The sequence below is a fragment of the Providencia alcalifaciens genome (assembly GCF_915403165.1).
GTDB classification, from domain to species: Bacteria; Pseudomonadota; Gammaproteobacteria; order Enterobacterales; family Enterobacteriaceae; genus Providencia; species Providencia alcalifaciens_C.
On sequence record NZ_OU659204.1, the window covers coordinates 3,899,993 to 3,913,412 of the forward strand.

Here is a 13,420-nt window from a genome sequence, read left to right on the forward strand (position 1 = left end):
AACTAGCCTTTGCGTAGCGCTTCGCAAAAATAGCATTGGGATACAAAATCGGCTCTCTCACCAAGCTCATTGATATGGTAAGATGCCCCCCATGTTGACCAAATCGGACAGAGACCATGACTCAACAAACTTCAGTTAACTCATTATTAGGTAAGCGAATTGTTCTTGGTATCAGTGGTGGAATAGCCGCTTATAAAATTCCTGAGCTCACTCGCCGACTGCGTGATGAAGGGGCATCTGTACGTGTTGTCATGACACCTGCGGCAAAAGCGTTCATTACACCTCTCACGTTGCAAGCCGTTTCCGGTTATCCGGTCGCTGATGATTTGCTAGACCCTGCAGCTGAAGCCGCCATGGGTCACATTGAATTGGCAAAATGGGCTGATATAATTATTTTAGCGCCAGCAACTGCCGATTTAATCGCACGATTAACCACTGGCATGGCGAATGATTTACTCACGACAGTTTGCCTTGCATCTGCGGCACCTATTGCCGTCGTGCCTGCGATGAATCAACAAATGTATCGCGCTGCGGCAACACAGGATAATTTAATCAGACTGCAACAACGCCAGTGTATGATTTGGGGCCCTGATGAAGGCAGCCAAGCATGTGGTGATGTCGGTCCCGGGCGCATGATTGACCCATTAGCGATTGTGAAATTGGCAAGCCAGCATTTTCAATCATATTTAGGTCAGCAATCACGTTCAGATCTAGATGGAATTTCAATCATGGTCACGGCAGGTCCAACCCGTGAAGATTTAGATCCTGTACGCTTTATCAGTAATCATAGTTCTGGGAAAATGGGTTTTGCCATCGCGCAAGCCGCCAGTGAACGCGGAGCGAACGTCACTCTCGTAGCAGGCCCTGTTAATTTGGCAACACCAAATGGTGTAAACCGCATTAACGTGACGAGTGCCCTTGAGATGTATGAGCAAGTACACCAGTCTATTACCGAGCAAGATATTTTTATCGGCTGTGCTGCGGTGGCAGATTACCGTGCCAAAACCGTCGCTGAAAATAAAATTAAGAAACAAGGGGATGAAGTTTCCATTACCCTTGTGCAGAATCCTGACATTGTGGCAAGTGTAGGAAAACTGCCGCAAAATCGTCCATATGTAGTCGGTTTTGCGGCAGAAACCCAAAATGTCGAAGAATACGCACGACAAAAGCGCCAACAAAAGCAACTTGATTTAATTTGTGCGAATGACGTTTCCTTAGCGGATAATGGTTTTAATAGTGATAACAATGCACTACATCTATTTGATGCCTATGGTGATGTTCGATTACCACACAGTAGTAAAATTGAATTAAGCCACCATTTACTTGACGAGATACTCCAACGTTATGAAAAAAATCGATCTGAAAATTCTTGATGCCCGTATTGGGAACGAGTTTCCACTGCCAACTTACGCAACCACTGGCTCTGCGGGTTTAGATTTACGTGCATGTCTTGATGCACCTATCGATTTAGCACCGGGTCAGACTGAATTGATCCCAACGGGTCTAGCTATCCATATTGCAGACGAGCAACTTGCGGCAGTGATTCTGCCACGTTCAGGTTTAGGCCATAAGCATGGTGTTGTTCTGGGTAACTTAGTCGGTTTAATCGATTCCGACTACCAAGGCCAACTGATGGTGTCTGTATGGAACCGTAGCGACAAAGCATTCACTGTTGAACCGGGTGAACGTATGGCACAAATGGTCTTTGTTCCTGTTGTTCAAGCGCAATTCAATATTGTAGATGACTTTGACGCGACTGAACGCGGTGAAGGTGGTTTCGGTCATTCTGGTCGCCAATAAGTCGAACCTATTCACGTTGAAATACCGAATATAGGCGTCCTACAAGCGCCTATATTTATGAACAAAAACAATCAGTGCGGTATTTTTTCACCTCGTGAATGTCTTAGATTTGGTTATAATCTCTACATATTTTAAATCTGTTTTATTCTGAGTGTCACTTTACTCAGAGCGAAATTTTGGATAGTTTGTCTTGCTGTTTTAGCAGGGGTCTTATCAGACATGGCAGAGAATACAATACAAAAACGTAACAGACGTGATGAGATTTTACAGGCTCTTGCGTTAATGTTAGAAAGTAGCGATGGTAGCCAGCGTATTACAACGGCAAAACTCGCTGCAACAGTGGGTGTCTCAGAAGCTGCGCTATATCGTCATTTTCCAAGCAAAATGAAGATGTTCGACAGCTTAATTGAATTTATTGAAGATTCACTTGTTTCCCGCATCAACCTGATTTTAGCGGACGAAAAAGATACACTTGTCCGAATTAAACTGGTTTTAGCGCTAATTTTAGGTTTCTCTGAGAAAAACCCAGGATTAACGCGTATAATGACGGGTCATGCGCTAATGTTCGAGCAAGATAGGCTGCAAGGGCGCATTAACCAATTATTCGAACGTATCGAATCACAGCTGCGACAAGTATTAAAAGAGAAAAAAATCCGTGATGGGCAAGGTTTTCTCCATGACGAATCACTATTAGCTTCTCAACTATTAGCCTTCTGTGAAGGTATGCTGTCCCGCTTCGTACGTTCTGAGTTTCGTTACCGTCCAACGGTAGAGTTCGAAGCTCGCTGGCCTTTAATTTTGGCTCAGTTACAATAACCGCTTATTTATACTACTCACCCCGCCCATTATTGGGCGAGGGCTTTTTTTTCAATTAAATCCCGTACTGCTCACGATACGCTTTCATCGCAGCCAGATGAGGCTGCATATCGTCTTTTTCCGCTAAATACGTAATTAAATCGCTCATTGTGATGATCGAATACACTTTGCATCCGTAGTCACGTTCCACTTCCTGCACCGCAGAAATTTCACCCTTCCCTTTTTCTTGGCGATCTAAACACAGCAACACACCACTCAACGTTGCTTCTTGCTGTTTGATGATTTCCATCGACTCACGAATTGCCGTACCTGCCGTAATCACATCATCGACAACCACAACACGTCCTTGCAGTGGGCTACCCACTAATGTGCCGCCTTCCCCGTGGTCTTTCGCTTCTTTACGATTAAAACAATATGGCATATCGATATCGTGATGTTCTGCTAACGCCACGGCGGTTGTGGTCGCAATCGGAATACCTTTATAGGCTGGACCAAAAATCACATCACACTCAATTGCACTTTCTTTTAATGCTTGTGCATAAAAACGACCGACAAGAGCCAAGTCACGCCCTGTATTAAACAGCCCCGCATTAAAGAAATAGGGACTCTTACGACCTGATTTCAGCGTAAACTCACCAAATTTTAGTACCTGTTTTTTCATGGCAAGTTCAATAAAATCGCGCTGATAGGCTTTCATTGGTCATTCTCCTCATTAATTAGTATTGGTCTTTTTTTGAAACGACTTTCGCGGTTTATCTTCATCAGTAAACAACTTCATCAATAAACTGCGGACATAAAAAAGGCGACTTTTCAGCCGCCTATTTAATCATAAATTTATTTCAGCGCTTCTCGCTGAGCTTCGAAAATGGTGTCTAGCCCCGTTTTCGCTAATGCTAAAAGAGCTAAAAGCTCTTCATGGCTGAACGGTTCGCCTTCTGCGGTACCTTGTACCTCAATCATTCGACCATCATCCATCATCACGACGTTCATATCCGTTTCTGCAGCAGAATCTTCAACATACTCAAGGTCACACAGCGCTTCTTGGTTAACGATACCCACAGACACCGCTGCAACCATAGATTTCAGAGGGCTTTTTGCTAATTTACCTTGAGCAACCATGTTGTTCAGTGCATCAACCAATGCAACACACGCGCCTGAGATAGCCGCAGTACGCGTACCGCCATCCGCTTGGATAACATCGCAATCCAATGTAATGGTGTGTTCGCCAAGTTTTTTCAGGTCAACCGCCGCACGTAATGAACGCGCGATCAGTCGTTGAATTTCCATCGTACGACCAGTTTGTTTCCCTTTCGCAGCTTCACGCTGATTACGAGAATTTGTCGCACGAGGTAACATGCCGTATTCCGCCGTTACCCAACCTTGACCTTGTCCTTTGAGAAAACGAGGAACACCGTCCTCAACGGTCGCGGTGCATAACACTTTAGTGTCGCCAAACTCAATAAGAACAGAGCCTTCCGCATGCTTTGTATAATTACGCGTAATTTTTATTGGACGCATCTGGTCTGCTAATCTACCTGCTGGGCGCATGGTGTTATCTCCGTTATCAACTCAAATTGGCACGTATTATACGTTGTTAATCGGATAATGCCTATCCTGTCATCCGTCATAGCGCTATAATCCTGTTATCTTAATGAATGATAGGAACGAATTATGATCCGTAGTATGACTGCTTTTGCCCGCCGTGATATCAAGGGTGAATGGGGGAATGCGGCTTGGGAGCTGCGTTCCGTAAACCAGCGTTATTTAGAAACCTATATCCGTTTACCCGAGCAATTTCGCAGCTTAGAGCCAGTTATCCGTGAACGCCTTCGTTCCCGTCTAACCCGTGGTAAAGTCGAATGTAACCTACGTTTTGATTTAGATGGTGCTCACCGTGGTGCATTACTGCTCAATGAAGATTTAGCTCGCCAGCTGATTAGCGCTGCGAACTGGGTAAAAAATTACAGCCATGAAGGCGAGATTAATCCGTTAGAAATTTTACGCTGGCCGGGTGTGATGTCCGCTGGTGAACAAGATTTAGACGCGATTAGTGAACAGTTAATGGCTGGCTTAGATGAAACCATCGATGCCTTTATCCAAAGCCGTGAAGCTGAAGGGGCAGCGCTACATAGCCTTATCGAGCAACGTCTGGATGGTGTTTTGGTTGAAGTTGCCAAAGTTCGCCAACATATGCCTGAAATCCTGCAATGGCAGCGTGACCGCCTGCAAAGCAAATTAGACGATGCGCAAATCCAATTGGATAACAACCGCTTAGAGCAAGAACTAATTTTATTGGCACAACGTGTTGATGTAGCAGAAGAGTTAGACCGACTGGAAGCTCACGTCAAAGAGACTCGCAATATTCTGAAGAAAAAAGAAGCCAGCGGTCGCCGCCTCGATTTCATGATGCAAGAATTTAACCGTGAATCAAACACCCTTGCCTCTAAGTCTATTAATAGTGAAGTGACTAACTCTGCTGTTGAGCTCAAAGTATTAATCGAGCAAATGCGCGAACAGATTCAAAACATCGAATAAAATTCACTTTTCAGAGTAACTTCAAGCCAGCTTATTCACTGAATTTGCTGGTTTTTTATTATAAAAGAATAAAAAAACCCGTTCTTACAATTTGGTGTAATAGTAACCAAATTTACTTGCCGATAGAGTATTTCCCTCAATATCAAACCACAATGGGAAATGCGATATGAATCACCATGACCATTTCGAGGATGTCCTCGATATGGTTAATATTGGCTCAGGAGCTCAACGATAATCATACTGCCACGCTATACTTGCTACCACTATATAGCTTCTGACCATTTTGTTGAGACTAACAAAGTGGGTCAAAAAATTGTTAATTTCAGCATGGCTTATAAATCCAAATTTTCACGGCAATGATTGACGTGAAATTAGGTATTAGCAAACTCAAAGTTACCCGCTGTTCGTTGGAAACTGCAAAACTTAGCCAAAATGAATCAAGACAAACATGCTGAGGCTTACCATCAACTTCAAAAGATATTGTCCATGTAAAAACATAAAAGCCCCGACACAAGACGGGGCATTCACAATATTCAAAAGACCTTTCTTTAAACCATCAACCCACTTTTGCCATTTCCAACGGTTTCTCACGCTGGTGCTTATAATGGAAAGAGAAGTAGAAAATCACGGCCAAGATTACGGTATAGGACGAGAATACCAGCCAAATTGACTGCCAATCCTTCACGCCATCCACACTAAAGTAATCAACGACCAATCCACTCAATATCGCCCCAAAATAGGCACCCACACCATTCACCATGGTCATAAATAACCCTTGGGCACTGGCACGCATACGGTGATCCACTTCCTGCTCAATAAAAATAGAACCAGAAATATTAAAGAAATCAAACGCACAGCCATACACAATCATCGACATAATTAAGAACATCAAGCCGATAGTCGATGGGTCACCGAAGGCAAAGAAGCCAAATCTCAGTGTCCATGCCAACATACTGAGCAGCATCACGGTTTTAATACCATAACGCTTTAAAAAGAATGGGATAGCAAGAATAAATGCCACTTCAGCCATTTGGGAAACTGACAGCAAAATCGATGGATACTGAACAATCAAACTGTCTTGATACAGCGGGTTACGCGCAAAATCATGCAAGAACGGGCTACCAAACGTATTGGTAATTTGCAGAACCGCACCCAGTAGCATCGCAAACAGGAAAAATACCGCCATAATCGGCTTTTTGAACAACACTAATGCATCTAATCCAAGCTTACTCATCCAACTGGTGGTGATAGCCTGCTTATTCACCGCCATTTTTGGTAATGTCAGGGAATACATCGCGAGCAGCAACGAGCAACTTCCCGCCACATACAGTTGCATACTGCTCAATTCAAATTTCAGTAAACTAATACTCCACATCGCCGCAATAAACCCGACAGTACCAAAGACACGAATTGGTGGAAAATTGGCAACAGAGTCTAGCTGATACTGACTTAGCGATGAGTAACTAATGGTGTTCGACAGAGCGATAGTCGGCATAAATGCCATCGCATTAATTAACATTGCCCAGAACATCACTGATGGATCCGCCACCGTCGCAGCGTAAAACAGCGAACCGGCACAAATAATATGGCAAAGCATATACAGGCGGTTTGCAGGAATATATTTATCCGCAATGATGCCGATTAACCCGGGCATCAAAATAGCGGCAATCCCTTTCGAGCTGTACACCATACCGACTTCAGCCCCTGAAAAATCCAAGGTTTTCATCATGTAGGCACCCAATGTCACCAGCCAACTTCCCCAAACAAAATATTGCAGAAAAAGCATGACCTTTAAACGAGACTTAATATTCATACTAGACTCCGTTTGGAGTGAATTTGGCGGGTAACATTCTCAGCTCGGCGATAACGCCCCAAAGGAAAACCGCTCCCGCACTGTCTTTCTATTAATTTGATAAAATCTTAATTTGATAAAAAGTTAGAAACGCTCAATCACGCCTGTCACTAATTTTAAGAAGGTTGCTTTCACTTTTTCTGCCGTTTCAATCACTTCATCATGGCTCAAAGGCTGCTCTAAAATGCCGCACGCCATGTTGGTTAGGCAGGAAATACCCACGGTTTTAATCTGAGAATGATGAGCCACTAGCGCTTCAGGTACTGTCGACATCCCCACCGCATCGGCTCCGAGAGTTCGGATCATGCGAATTTCAGCTGGCGTTTCATAGGTTGGGCCTGTCCACCATGCATACACGCCTTGGCGCAGAGACACACCTTGCTCCTTCGCGACATCCAAAATCGTTTGGCGCAGCTCTTTGTTGTACACTTCGCTGACATCAAGGAAACGGACACCCAGCTCTGGATTATTTGGTCCCATTAGTGGGTTATTCGCTGTCAGGTTAATATGGTCAGTGATGACCATCAGGTCGCCCGGGTTAAAGTCAGTATTCACTGCCCCACAAGCGTTGGTAATGATCAGTTTTTCCACACCCAGCGCTTTCATTAAACGCACAGGGAACGTCACTTGATCCAGAGAAAAACCTTCGTAATAGTGGAAACGGCCTTTCATCGCCACCACTGTTTTGCCGGCAATCGTCCCGATCACTAACTCGTTCGCGTGACCTACCGCTTCAGACTTCGCAAAATGGGGTACTTCACTATAAGGAATATGCACTGCATTTTCTAACGTATCGGCAAATGGGCCTAATCCAGACCCTAAAATGATCCCAACAGTGGGTTTCATATCCGTACGAGATTGGATAAAACTCAGGCTTTCTAAGATATCTTTGGTGTTGTGCATAATGCGCTCCGCAATCAAATCAAATAAAGAAGATGATTGGGATAATAACGTAATTAGAAAATCTAACAGCGATCTTAATCTCATTTTGAGAAAATGTTGATAAACATGATATCTGTTAAAGTACTCGTCATGTGAATCTGTTAATCTTGAACTATTAGCTGCATGGCTGGATCTATCACGAACAAAAACAGGAGGGGGAGCCATTGTTACACCGTTTATTGAACGAATTTCGTACATCCAAAAATTCCAAAACTCAAAAACTCAAAACGCTGTATCGACTGATCCTCAACCACGGGCCAATCAGAGCGGAAGCGCTAACCTCCCTCGCGAACATGAAACCCGCGACCTGTGCCAGGCTCCTCGATGAACTGAGTAAATGCCAGTTACTCTCCACTTCGGAACTTGGGGAATCAACAGGTGGACGCAAACCCATTTTGTACAGCGTCAATCCAGCTGATGGCTATTTAATTGGCATTGAGATGAGTGATATCTACTCTACGATTGTTCTGCAAAATTTGAAGTTAGATATTCTTGGCAAAGTCAAAATCAAATATGAGCACCTCGAAACCGCCGAAAATATGCTCGACCATCTATTAGATAACGTGGATGACCTACTTGCTGAGCATCAGCTAGATACTCAAAAAATACTGGGGATCGGCATTGCCATCGACCATATTTTAGAACGCGATAAAGTGCCTTACTCTGACTACAGCGCACGAATTCAAGCGCTATATCAATACATTACCCAGCGCGTTCCCTGCTTTGTTCTGTTAGGAAGTGGCATCAGCTTCGCGGCCTTTGCAGAGTACCGTTTACGCTACGCCTCGGATAGCCAACGGTTCTTACTCACCACTTGTGACACCGACGTTCGCAGCTCGACCATTATCAACAATCAATATGCCCCAACGCCAATTAGCACCGCACAAGCGTTCGGCCATACCACTATCGACATCAACGGTCAGCGTTGTGAATGCGGTTCATTTGGTTGTTTAAAACAGTACAGTTCATTACACGCCATTAAATCTCGCGTGATTCAGCATTTAAGACTTGGCAAACCCTCGGTCATTAACCAACTCGTCAAATCTGAAGATGAAATTAACTACCACACTATTTTTCAGGCGCTTGCCCAGAATGATGAGGTATGTCTTAAAGCCTTAGAAGAAGCCGCTTATTACTACGGCATCGCGATTGCCAACGCGGTATTGATTACCCAAGCCGATGTGGTGGTCTGTGGTGGAACCCTCACCCCAAAAAACCATTTCTTTGAGATGACCAAAAAATCCATTGAGCAAAAACTCTCGATTTTCCCGCATATCAAACCGCGCATTTACCCAGCTAATGATTCTTATGAAATCGTCGCTCAAGGTGCGGGTGGAATGGTGATGGAAAGTTATCTATCTGAATGACGATGGGTACAAATAAAAAATGCCCCAACATGTGGGGCACTTTCATTATAAATCACCGCTGACTATTTTAATCTTAGTCATTACCAAGCTTTAGTCATTACCAAACAGGTCACGGGTATAGACTTTGTCTGCCACATCATCCAGTTCAGGCACCATACGGTTTGCCAGGATAATGTCACATTCAGCTTTGAAGGCATCTAAATCACGGATAACTTTCGAGCGGAAGAATTCATCTTCTTTCAGTACTGGCTCGTAAACCACCACTTCAATCCCTTTCGCTTTGATACGCTTCATCACACCCTGCACCGCAGAGGCACGGAAGTTATCGGAGCCTGCTTTCATCACTAAGCGATATACACCGACTTTACGTGGCGCTTTAGCGATAATTGCATCCGAGATAAAGTCTTTACGAGTACGGTTAGATTCGACAATCGCGTTAATCAGGTTATTTGGCACATCGTCGTAGTTCGCCAGTAACTGCTTGGTATCTTTCGGTAAGCAGTAGCCGCCATAACCGAATGATGGGTTATTGTAGTGGCTGCCGATACGCGGGTCTAAAGAAACCCCTTCAATGATTTGACGCGCATTCAAGCCACGGCTTTCTGCGTAAGTGTCTAATTCATTGAAGTACGCCACACGCATGGCTAAGAAGGTGTTCGCGAATAATTTAACCGCTTCGGCTTCAGTGCCGTCAGTAAACAGCACTGGCACATCTTTCTTAATTGCGCCTTCTAACAGCAAGTCAGCGAAAATTTGTGCGCGTTCAGAGCGCTCACCCACCACGATACGGGATGGGTACAGGTTATCCCACAGCGCGCGACCTTCACGTAAGAATTCTGGGGAGAAAATCACGTTGGTGTAACCAAACTCTTCACGCAGACGCTCCGTAAAGCCCACAGGAATGGTGGATTTGACGATAATGGTCGCTTCCGGGTTCAGTTTGTTCACATCATGAATGACGGATTCCACAGAATTGGTGTTGAAGTAGTTAGTTTTTGGGTCGTAGTCTGTCGGGGTCGCCACAATCACGTATTGTGCGCCAGTATAGGCTTCGACTTTATCTTCTGTTGCACGGAAATTGAGTTGTTTTTCCGTTAGAAACTGTTCGATTTCAGTATCGATAATCGGAGATTGCTTATTGTTAAGCATCGCCACTTTTTCAGGAATGATATCGACCGCCACCACTTCGTGGTTTTGGGACAGTAACATGGCGTTAGACAGACCGACGTAACCGGTACCTGCGATTGCTATTTTCAAACTTGCCTCTCAAATCCTTCTGCGGATATTTCAGGTGGTAAACTATATTGATAGTAAATAGTATTGATGACCGATATTAATGGTGATAATACGACTTGTACCAATCAACAAACGCCTGAACACCCTGTTCAATAGAAACTTGTGGGCGATAGCCGGTAACCTTAAATAGGTCTTCGGTGTCAGCCCATGTCGTGTAAACATCTCCCGCTTGCATCGGTAAGAAGTTCTTAATGGCTTCTTTTCCTAACGCATTTTCCAATGCAGAAATAAAATCGATCAGCTTCACTGGCTGCCCATTACCAATATTATAAATACGGTAAGGTGCGCTGCTTTGTGCTGGTGAATCTGAACGATTTTGCAGGTCTGCTTGCGGGATTATATCTGAAACACGGATAACACCTTCGACAATATCATCAATGAAAGTGAAATCACGGCTCAGATCGCCGTTATTATAAACATCGATAGGTTCGCCCGCTAAGATAGCTTTGGTGAATTTAAACAGCGCCATATCAGGACGTCCCCACGGGCCATACACAGTGAAAAAGCGTAAGCCCGTTGTTGGCAGCTGATAAAGATGCGAATAAGAGTGCGCCATTAACTCATTGGCTTTTTTGGTCGCAGCGTACAATGATATAGGGTGATCGGTAGACATGTCAGTGGTGAATGGCATTTTATCGGTCACGCCATACACCGAACTCGAAGAGGCATACACCAAATGTTTTACTTTTGCTTGGCGGCAGCCTTCTAAAATCGCCAAATGCCCATTCAAGTTACTGTCAGCATACGCAAATGGGTTTTGTAATGAGTAACGCACCCCTGCCTGTGCAGCAAGGTGGATAACGCGGTCGAAATCCTGTTGAGTACACAGCTCCAGTACTTTTTCGCGGTCTGTGATATCAATAGGATCAAAATGAAAGTGCTTATATTGTTTAAGAATATTCAATCGAGACTGTTTCAATCCCTGATCATAATAGGTATTCATATTATCGATACCGATAACTTCATGCCCACTTTCTAACAGTCTTTGACACAATCTAAAACCAATAAACCCAGCACTTCCCGTGACCAAATATTTCATATTCGTTATCTTCTTACGTTATTAAATGATGGTTTATCAACATTCTAGCATTAATTAGAGATAAACTACTTGGTCTCATCTTTATTGGCGACACCGAGTACATGATAAACATAGTGGCGATAACCATCGAGTAACTGCTTATCTTCACAGTCATTCAGTTTACCGTCGCATAAATGGCGCATCTTAATGTTTGCTTCATAGAATGGCGATACTTTTAAGTTCGCGCGTTCCAATAACATTCCACCAAGGAATGAAATATCCGTTAACTCACCCGCCTTAATGGCAGTACCCGCTTTGAGATTATCTCTTAGAGTAAACTGTGTCGCATAAGCAGGAGACGATAATGTGGACTTATATTTGTCCAAACTGATCCCCGGTTGATGGTCACCAAAATAGAGGAACATCAGTGGGCGCTGGCGCTTTTCCATAAACGAAACGAAATCACGAATGGCCGCATCAGAATGGACGATCTTTTCCATATAATGGCTAAATTCGCCCGCAGAATCTTTATTATCTAGCTTATCTTTAATCCCATAGTCATCAGTGTGACCTTCTTTATAAGGCCCGTGTTCATACATAGTTAATGCAAAAATAAAGACGGGCTTGTCTGTTTCTGTTGCCAAAATTTCTTTCACGTACTTCAGCATATCTTCCGTGCTGATCGTCCATAAATTATCTTGTAACTTACCGGGATAGCCTAACTCTTGAGGCTGAATGATACGGTCAACGCCCAACGTTTCATAAGCATGACCTGAATGATAAGCCCCTTTATTAAACGGCGTCAGGACGACCGTGTAATAACCGTTAGCTTTCATCTCGTTAAATAAACTGTTATTTAAATGATCGACCACAAAATAGAACACACCACTTTTTTGTGCCCCGAAATCATCGCTATTTAATCCCGTTAATGCGGAAAACTCAGATAACCATGTTCCGCCACCAAAGGTTTGTACGCGCATCGGACTATGTGCAGTCAAATCGGCATCTTGCTGGAACATAAATAACTCTGGCAGTTTCGTTCCCGCAGGTAAATCATAAACTTTTGGATCAACCGTAGATTCTTGTAATAACAGCAGAATGTCAGGTTTTTCGGTTTGTTCATTCTTCACCAGAGAAACATTCGCGGCTTTTTGCTCAAAATAGCTCGCATCACCGACAAAATGCGGTGATTTGTATTTCGCGTTCTGTGCAGACATCACTAAGTTAGTCACGGTACCGCGACCTTTCGGCAAGGTTTGTGACCATTTATCAAAGTAATGCGCACTTGCCCAATCCGCGCCTAAGTAACCCACGATGACCATGAGCACGCTAACCACGCGTGATACCTTGCGTTTACATGGTGTAGATAAACGCCAACTGATCACACCGTTGATGATAAGCAGAATAAATAACGCAAGTACCGCCACGCCCGCCAACCAATAGTGGCCTAAGGTGCCTAAGTTGGAGGTATCCGTCATCAAATTAATATCAGTGAAGAAAAGTTGCTCTTTATAATAGTGAACTTTCAACTGGTTAAAAATTTTGATGATAATAAACAGGGTACTCGTAATAATTGCAGAGAAAACCCAACGAGCAGTGGCTGTAAATAAAACGCCAAATATGACAGCGTAAACACAAATGGAAATCAGACCAGGATAGATAACGCCACTTTTTTCAAAGACTAAAAATAGCGAGCCAATAAAAATCAGCGCCAGATAAATACTCGCAATTAGTTTTTTATTCATTTGACTTCCACAATTCACAAAAAGGTATCAAGGTTAATAAAACTGCCAG

Annotated in this window: 12 protein-coding genes; 5 read left to right on the forward strand and 7 right to left on the reverse strand. The window is 43.7% G+C overall.

Going from position 1 to position 13,420, the window contains the following annotated elements; all coding sequences use genetic code 11:
• Positions 1 to 116 precede the first annotated feature (116 nt).
• The 3 genes from coaBC (at position 117) to slmA (ending at position 2,616) form a co-directional block, all read left to right on the forward strand.
• Positions 117 to 1,373, forward strand: a complete 1,257-nt coding sequence (gene coaBC / locus LDO73_RS17845; RefSeq protein ID WP_224059620.1) for a bifunctional phosphopantothenoylcysteine decarboxylase/phosphopantothenate--cysteine ligase CoaBC — start codon at positions 117 to 119, stop codon at positions 1,371 to 1,373.
• Positions 1,345 to 1,800, forward strand: coding sequence for a dUTP diphosphatase (dut, locus tag LDO73_RS17850; RefSeq protein WP_224059621.1), 456 nt, complete (start codon positions 1,345 to 1,347; stop codon positions 1,798 to 1,800). Before coaBC ends, dut begins: the two co-directional genes overlap by 29 nt.
• Positions 1,801 to 2,019: 219 nt before the next feature.
• On the forward strand, positions 2,020 to 2,616 hold the full coding sequence (gene slmA / locus LDO73_RS17855; protein WP_224059622.1) for a nucleoid occlusion factor SlmA: 597 nt from the start codon (positions 2,020 to 2,022) through the stop codon (positions 2,614 to 2,616).
• A 55-nt stretch (positions 2,617 to 2,671) separates the two neighbouring features.
• On the opposite strand, the gene pyrE is transcribed toward slmA, so the two are convergent.
• Both pyrE and rph read right to left on the reverse strand, forming a co-directional pair.
• Entirely contained in the window at positions 2,672 to 3,313 is a 642-nt protein-coding gene (gene pyrE / locus LDO73_RS17860; protein ID WP_224059623.1) for an orotate phosphoribosyltransferase, read from the reverse strand.
• Positions 3,314 to 3,450: 137 nt separating this feature from the next.
• Positions 3,451 to 4,164 carry a ribonuclease PH gene (gene rph, locus LDO73_RS17865; RefSeq protein ID WP_224059624.1) on the reverse strand — a complete coding sequence of 238 codons (714 nt, stop codon included), beginning with the start codon at positions 4,162 to 4,164 and terminating at the stop codon, positions 3,451 to 3,453.
• Positions 4,165 to 4,287: 123 nt separating this feature from the next.
• On the opposite strand from rph, the gene LDO73_RS17870 reads away from it, so the two are divergent.
• The gene (locus tag LDO73_RS17870) at positions 4,288 to 5,151 is read left to right on the forward strand and encodes a YicC/YloC family endoribonuclease (protein ID WP_224059625.1); all 864 of its coding nucleotides are present in this window, start codon (positions 4,288 to 4,290) and stop codon (positions 5,149 to 5,151) included.
• Between the two features lie 556 nt (positions 5,152 to 5,707).
• Here the strand turns inward: LDO73_RS17870 and LDO73_RS17875 are convergent.
• Together LDO73_RS17875 and LDO73_RS17880 are read right to left on the reverse strand one after the other, a co-directional pair.
• On the reverse strand, positions 5,708 to 6,964 hold the full coding sequence (locus LDO73_RS17875; protein WP_132497005.1) for a nucleoside permease: 1,257 nt from the start codon (positions 6,962 to 6,964) through the stop codon (positions 5,708 to 5,710).
• 123 nt (positions 6,965 to 7,087) lie between these two features.
• Positions 7,088 to 7,906 (reverse strand): purine-nucleoside phosphorylase, encoded by an 819-nt coding sequence (locus LDO73_RS17880; protein WP_036950708.1) that lies wholly within the window; start codon positions 7,904 to 7,906, stop codon positions 7,088 to 7,090.
• A gap of 203 nt (positions 7,907 to 8,109) precedes the next feature.
• On the opposite strand from LDO73_RS17880, the gene LDO73_RS17885 reads away from it, so the two are divergent.
• Positions 8,110 to 9,312, forward strand: a complete 1,203-nt coding sequence (locus LDO73_RS17885; protein WP_224059626.1) for an ROK family protein — start codon at positions 8,110 to 8,112, stop codon at positions 9,310 to 9,312.
• Between the two features lie 90 nt (positions 9,313 to 9,402).
• Here LDO73_RS17885 and LDO73_RS17890 read toward each other — a convergent pair whose 3' ends face one another.
• The 3 genes from LDO73_RS17890 to LDO73_RS17900 form a co-directional block, all read right to left on the reverse strand.
• Positions 9,403 to 10,569, reverse strand: a complete 1,167-nt coding sequence (locus tag LDO73_RS17890; RefSeq protein ID WP_224059627.1) for a nucleotide sugar dehydrogenase — start codon at positions 10,567 to 10,569, stop codon at positions 9,403 to 9,405.
• A gap of 76 nt (positions 10,570 to 10,645) precedes the next feature.
• Positions 10,646 to 11,647 carry an NAD-dependent epimerase gene (locus LDO73_RS17895; RefSeq protein ID WP_224059628.1) on the reverse strand — a complete coding sequence of 334 codons (1,002 nt, stop codon included), beginning with the start codon at positions 11,645 to 11,647 and terminating at the stop codon, positions 10,646 to 10,648.
• Between the two features lie 65 nt (positions 11,648 to 11,712).
• Positions 11,713 to 13,371, reverse strand: a complete 1,659-nt coding sequence (locus tag LDO73_RS17900; protein ID WP_224059629.1) for an LTA synthase family protein — start codon at positions 13,369 to 13,371, stop codon at positions 11,713 to 11,715.
• Positions 13,372 to 13,420: the final 49 nt, after the last annotated feature.

Bases quoted from the DNA above. Each gene is read 5' to 3' on its own strand.
- coaBC (WP_224059620.1), top strand. From the start codon at position 117: ATGACTCAACAAACTTCAGTTAACTCATTATTAGGTAAGCGAATTGTT.
- dut (WP_224059621.1), top strand. From the start codon at position 1,345: ATGAAAAAAATCGATCTGAAAATTCTTGATGCCCGTATTGGGAACGAG.
- slmA (WP_224059622.1), top strand. From the start codon at position 2,020: ATGGCAGAGAATACAATACAAAAACGTAACAGACGTGATGAGATTTTA.
- pyrE (WP_224059623.1), bottom strand. From the start codon at position 3,313: ATGAAAGCCTATCAGCGCGATTTTATTGAACTTGCCATGAAAAAACAG.
- rph (WP_224059624.1), bottom strand. From the start codon at position 4,164: ATGCGCCCAGCAGGTAGATTAGCAGACCAGATGCGTCCAATAAAAATT.
- LDO73_RS17870 (WP_224059625.1), top strand. From the start codon at position 4,288: ATGATCCGTAGTATGACTGCTTTTGCCCGCCGTGATATCAAGGGTGAA.
- LDO73_RS17875 (WP_132497005.1), bottom strand. From the start codon at position 6,964: ATGAATATTAAGTCTCGTTTAAAGGTCATGCTTTTTCTGCAATATTTT.
- LDO73_RS17880 (WP_036950708.1), bottom strand. From the start codon at position 7,906: ATGCACAACACCAAAGATATCTTAGAAAGCCTGAGTTTTATCCAATCT.
- LDO73_RS17895 (WP_224059628.1), bottom strand. From the start codon at position 11,647: ATGAAATATTTGGTCACGGGAAGTGCTGGGTTTATTGGTTTTAGATTG.
- LDO73_RS17900 (WP_224059629.1), bottom strand. From the start codon at position 13,371: ATGAATAAAAAACTAATTGCGAGTATTTATCTGGCGCTGATTTTTATT.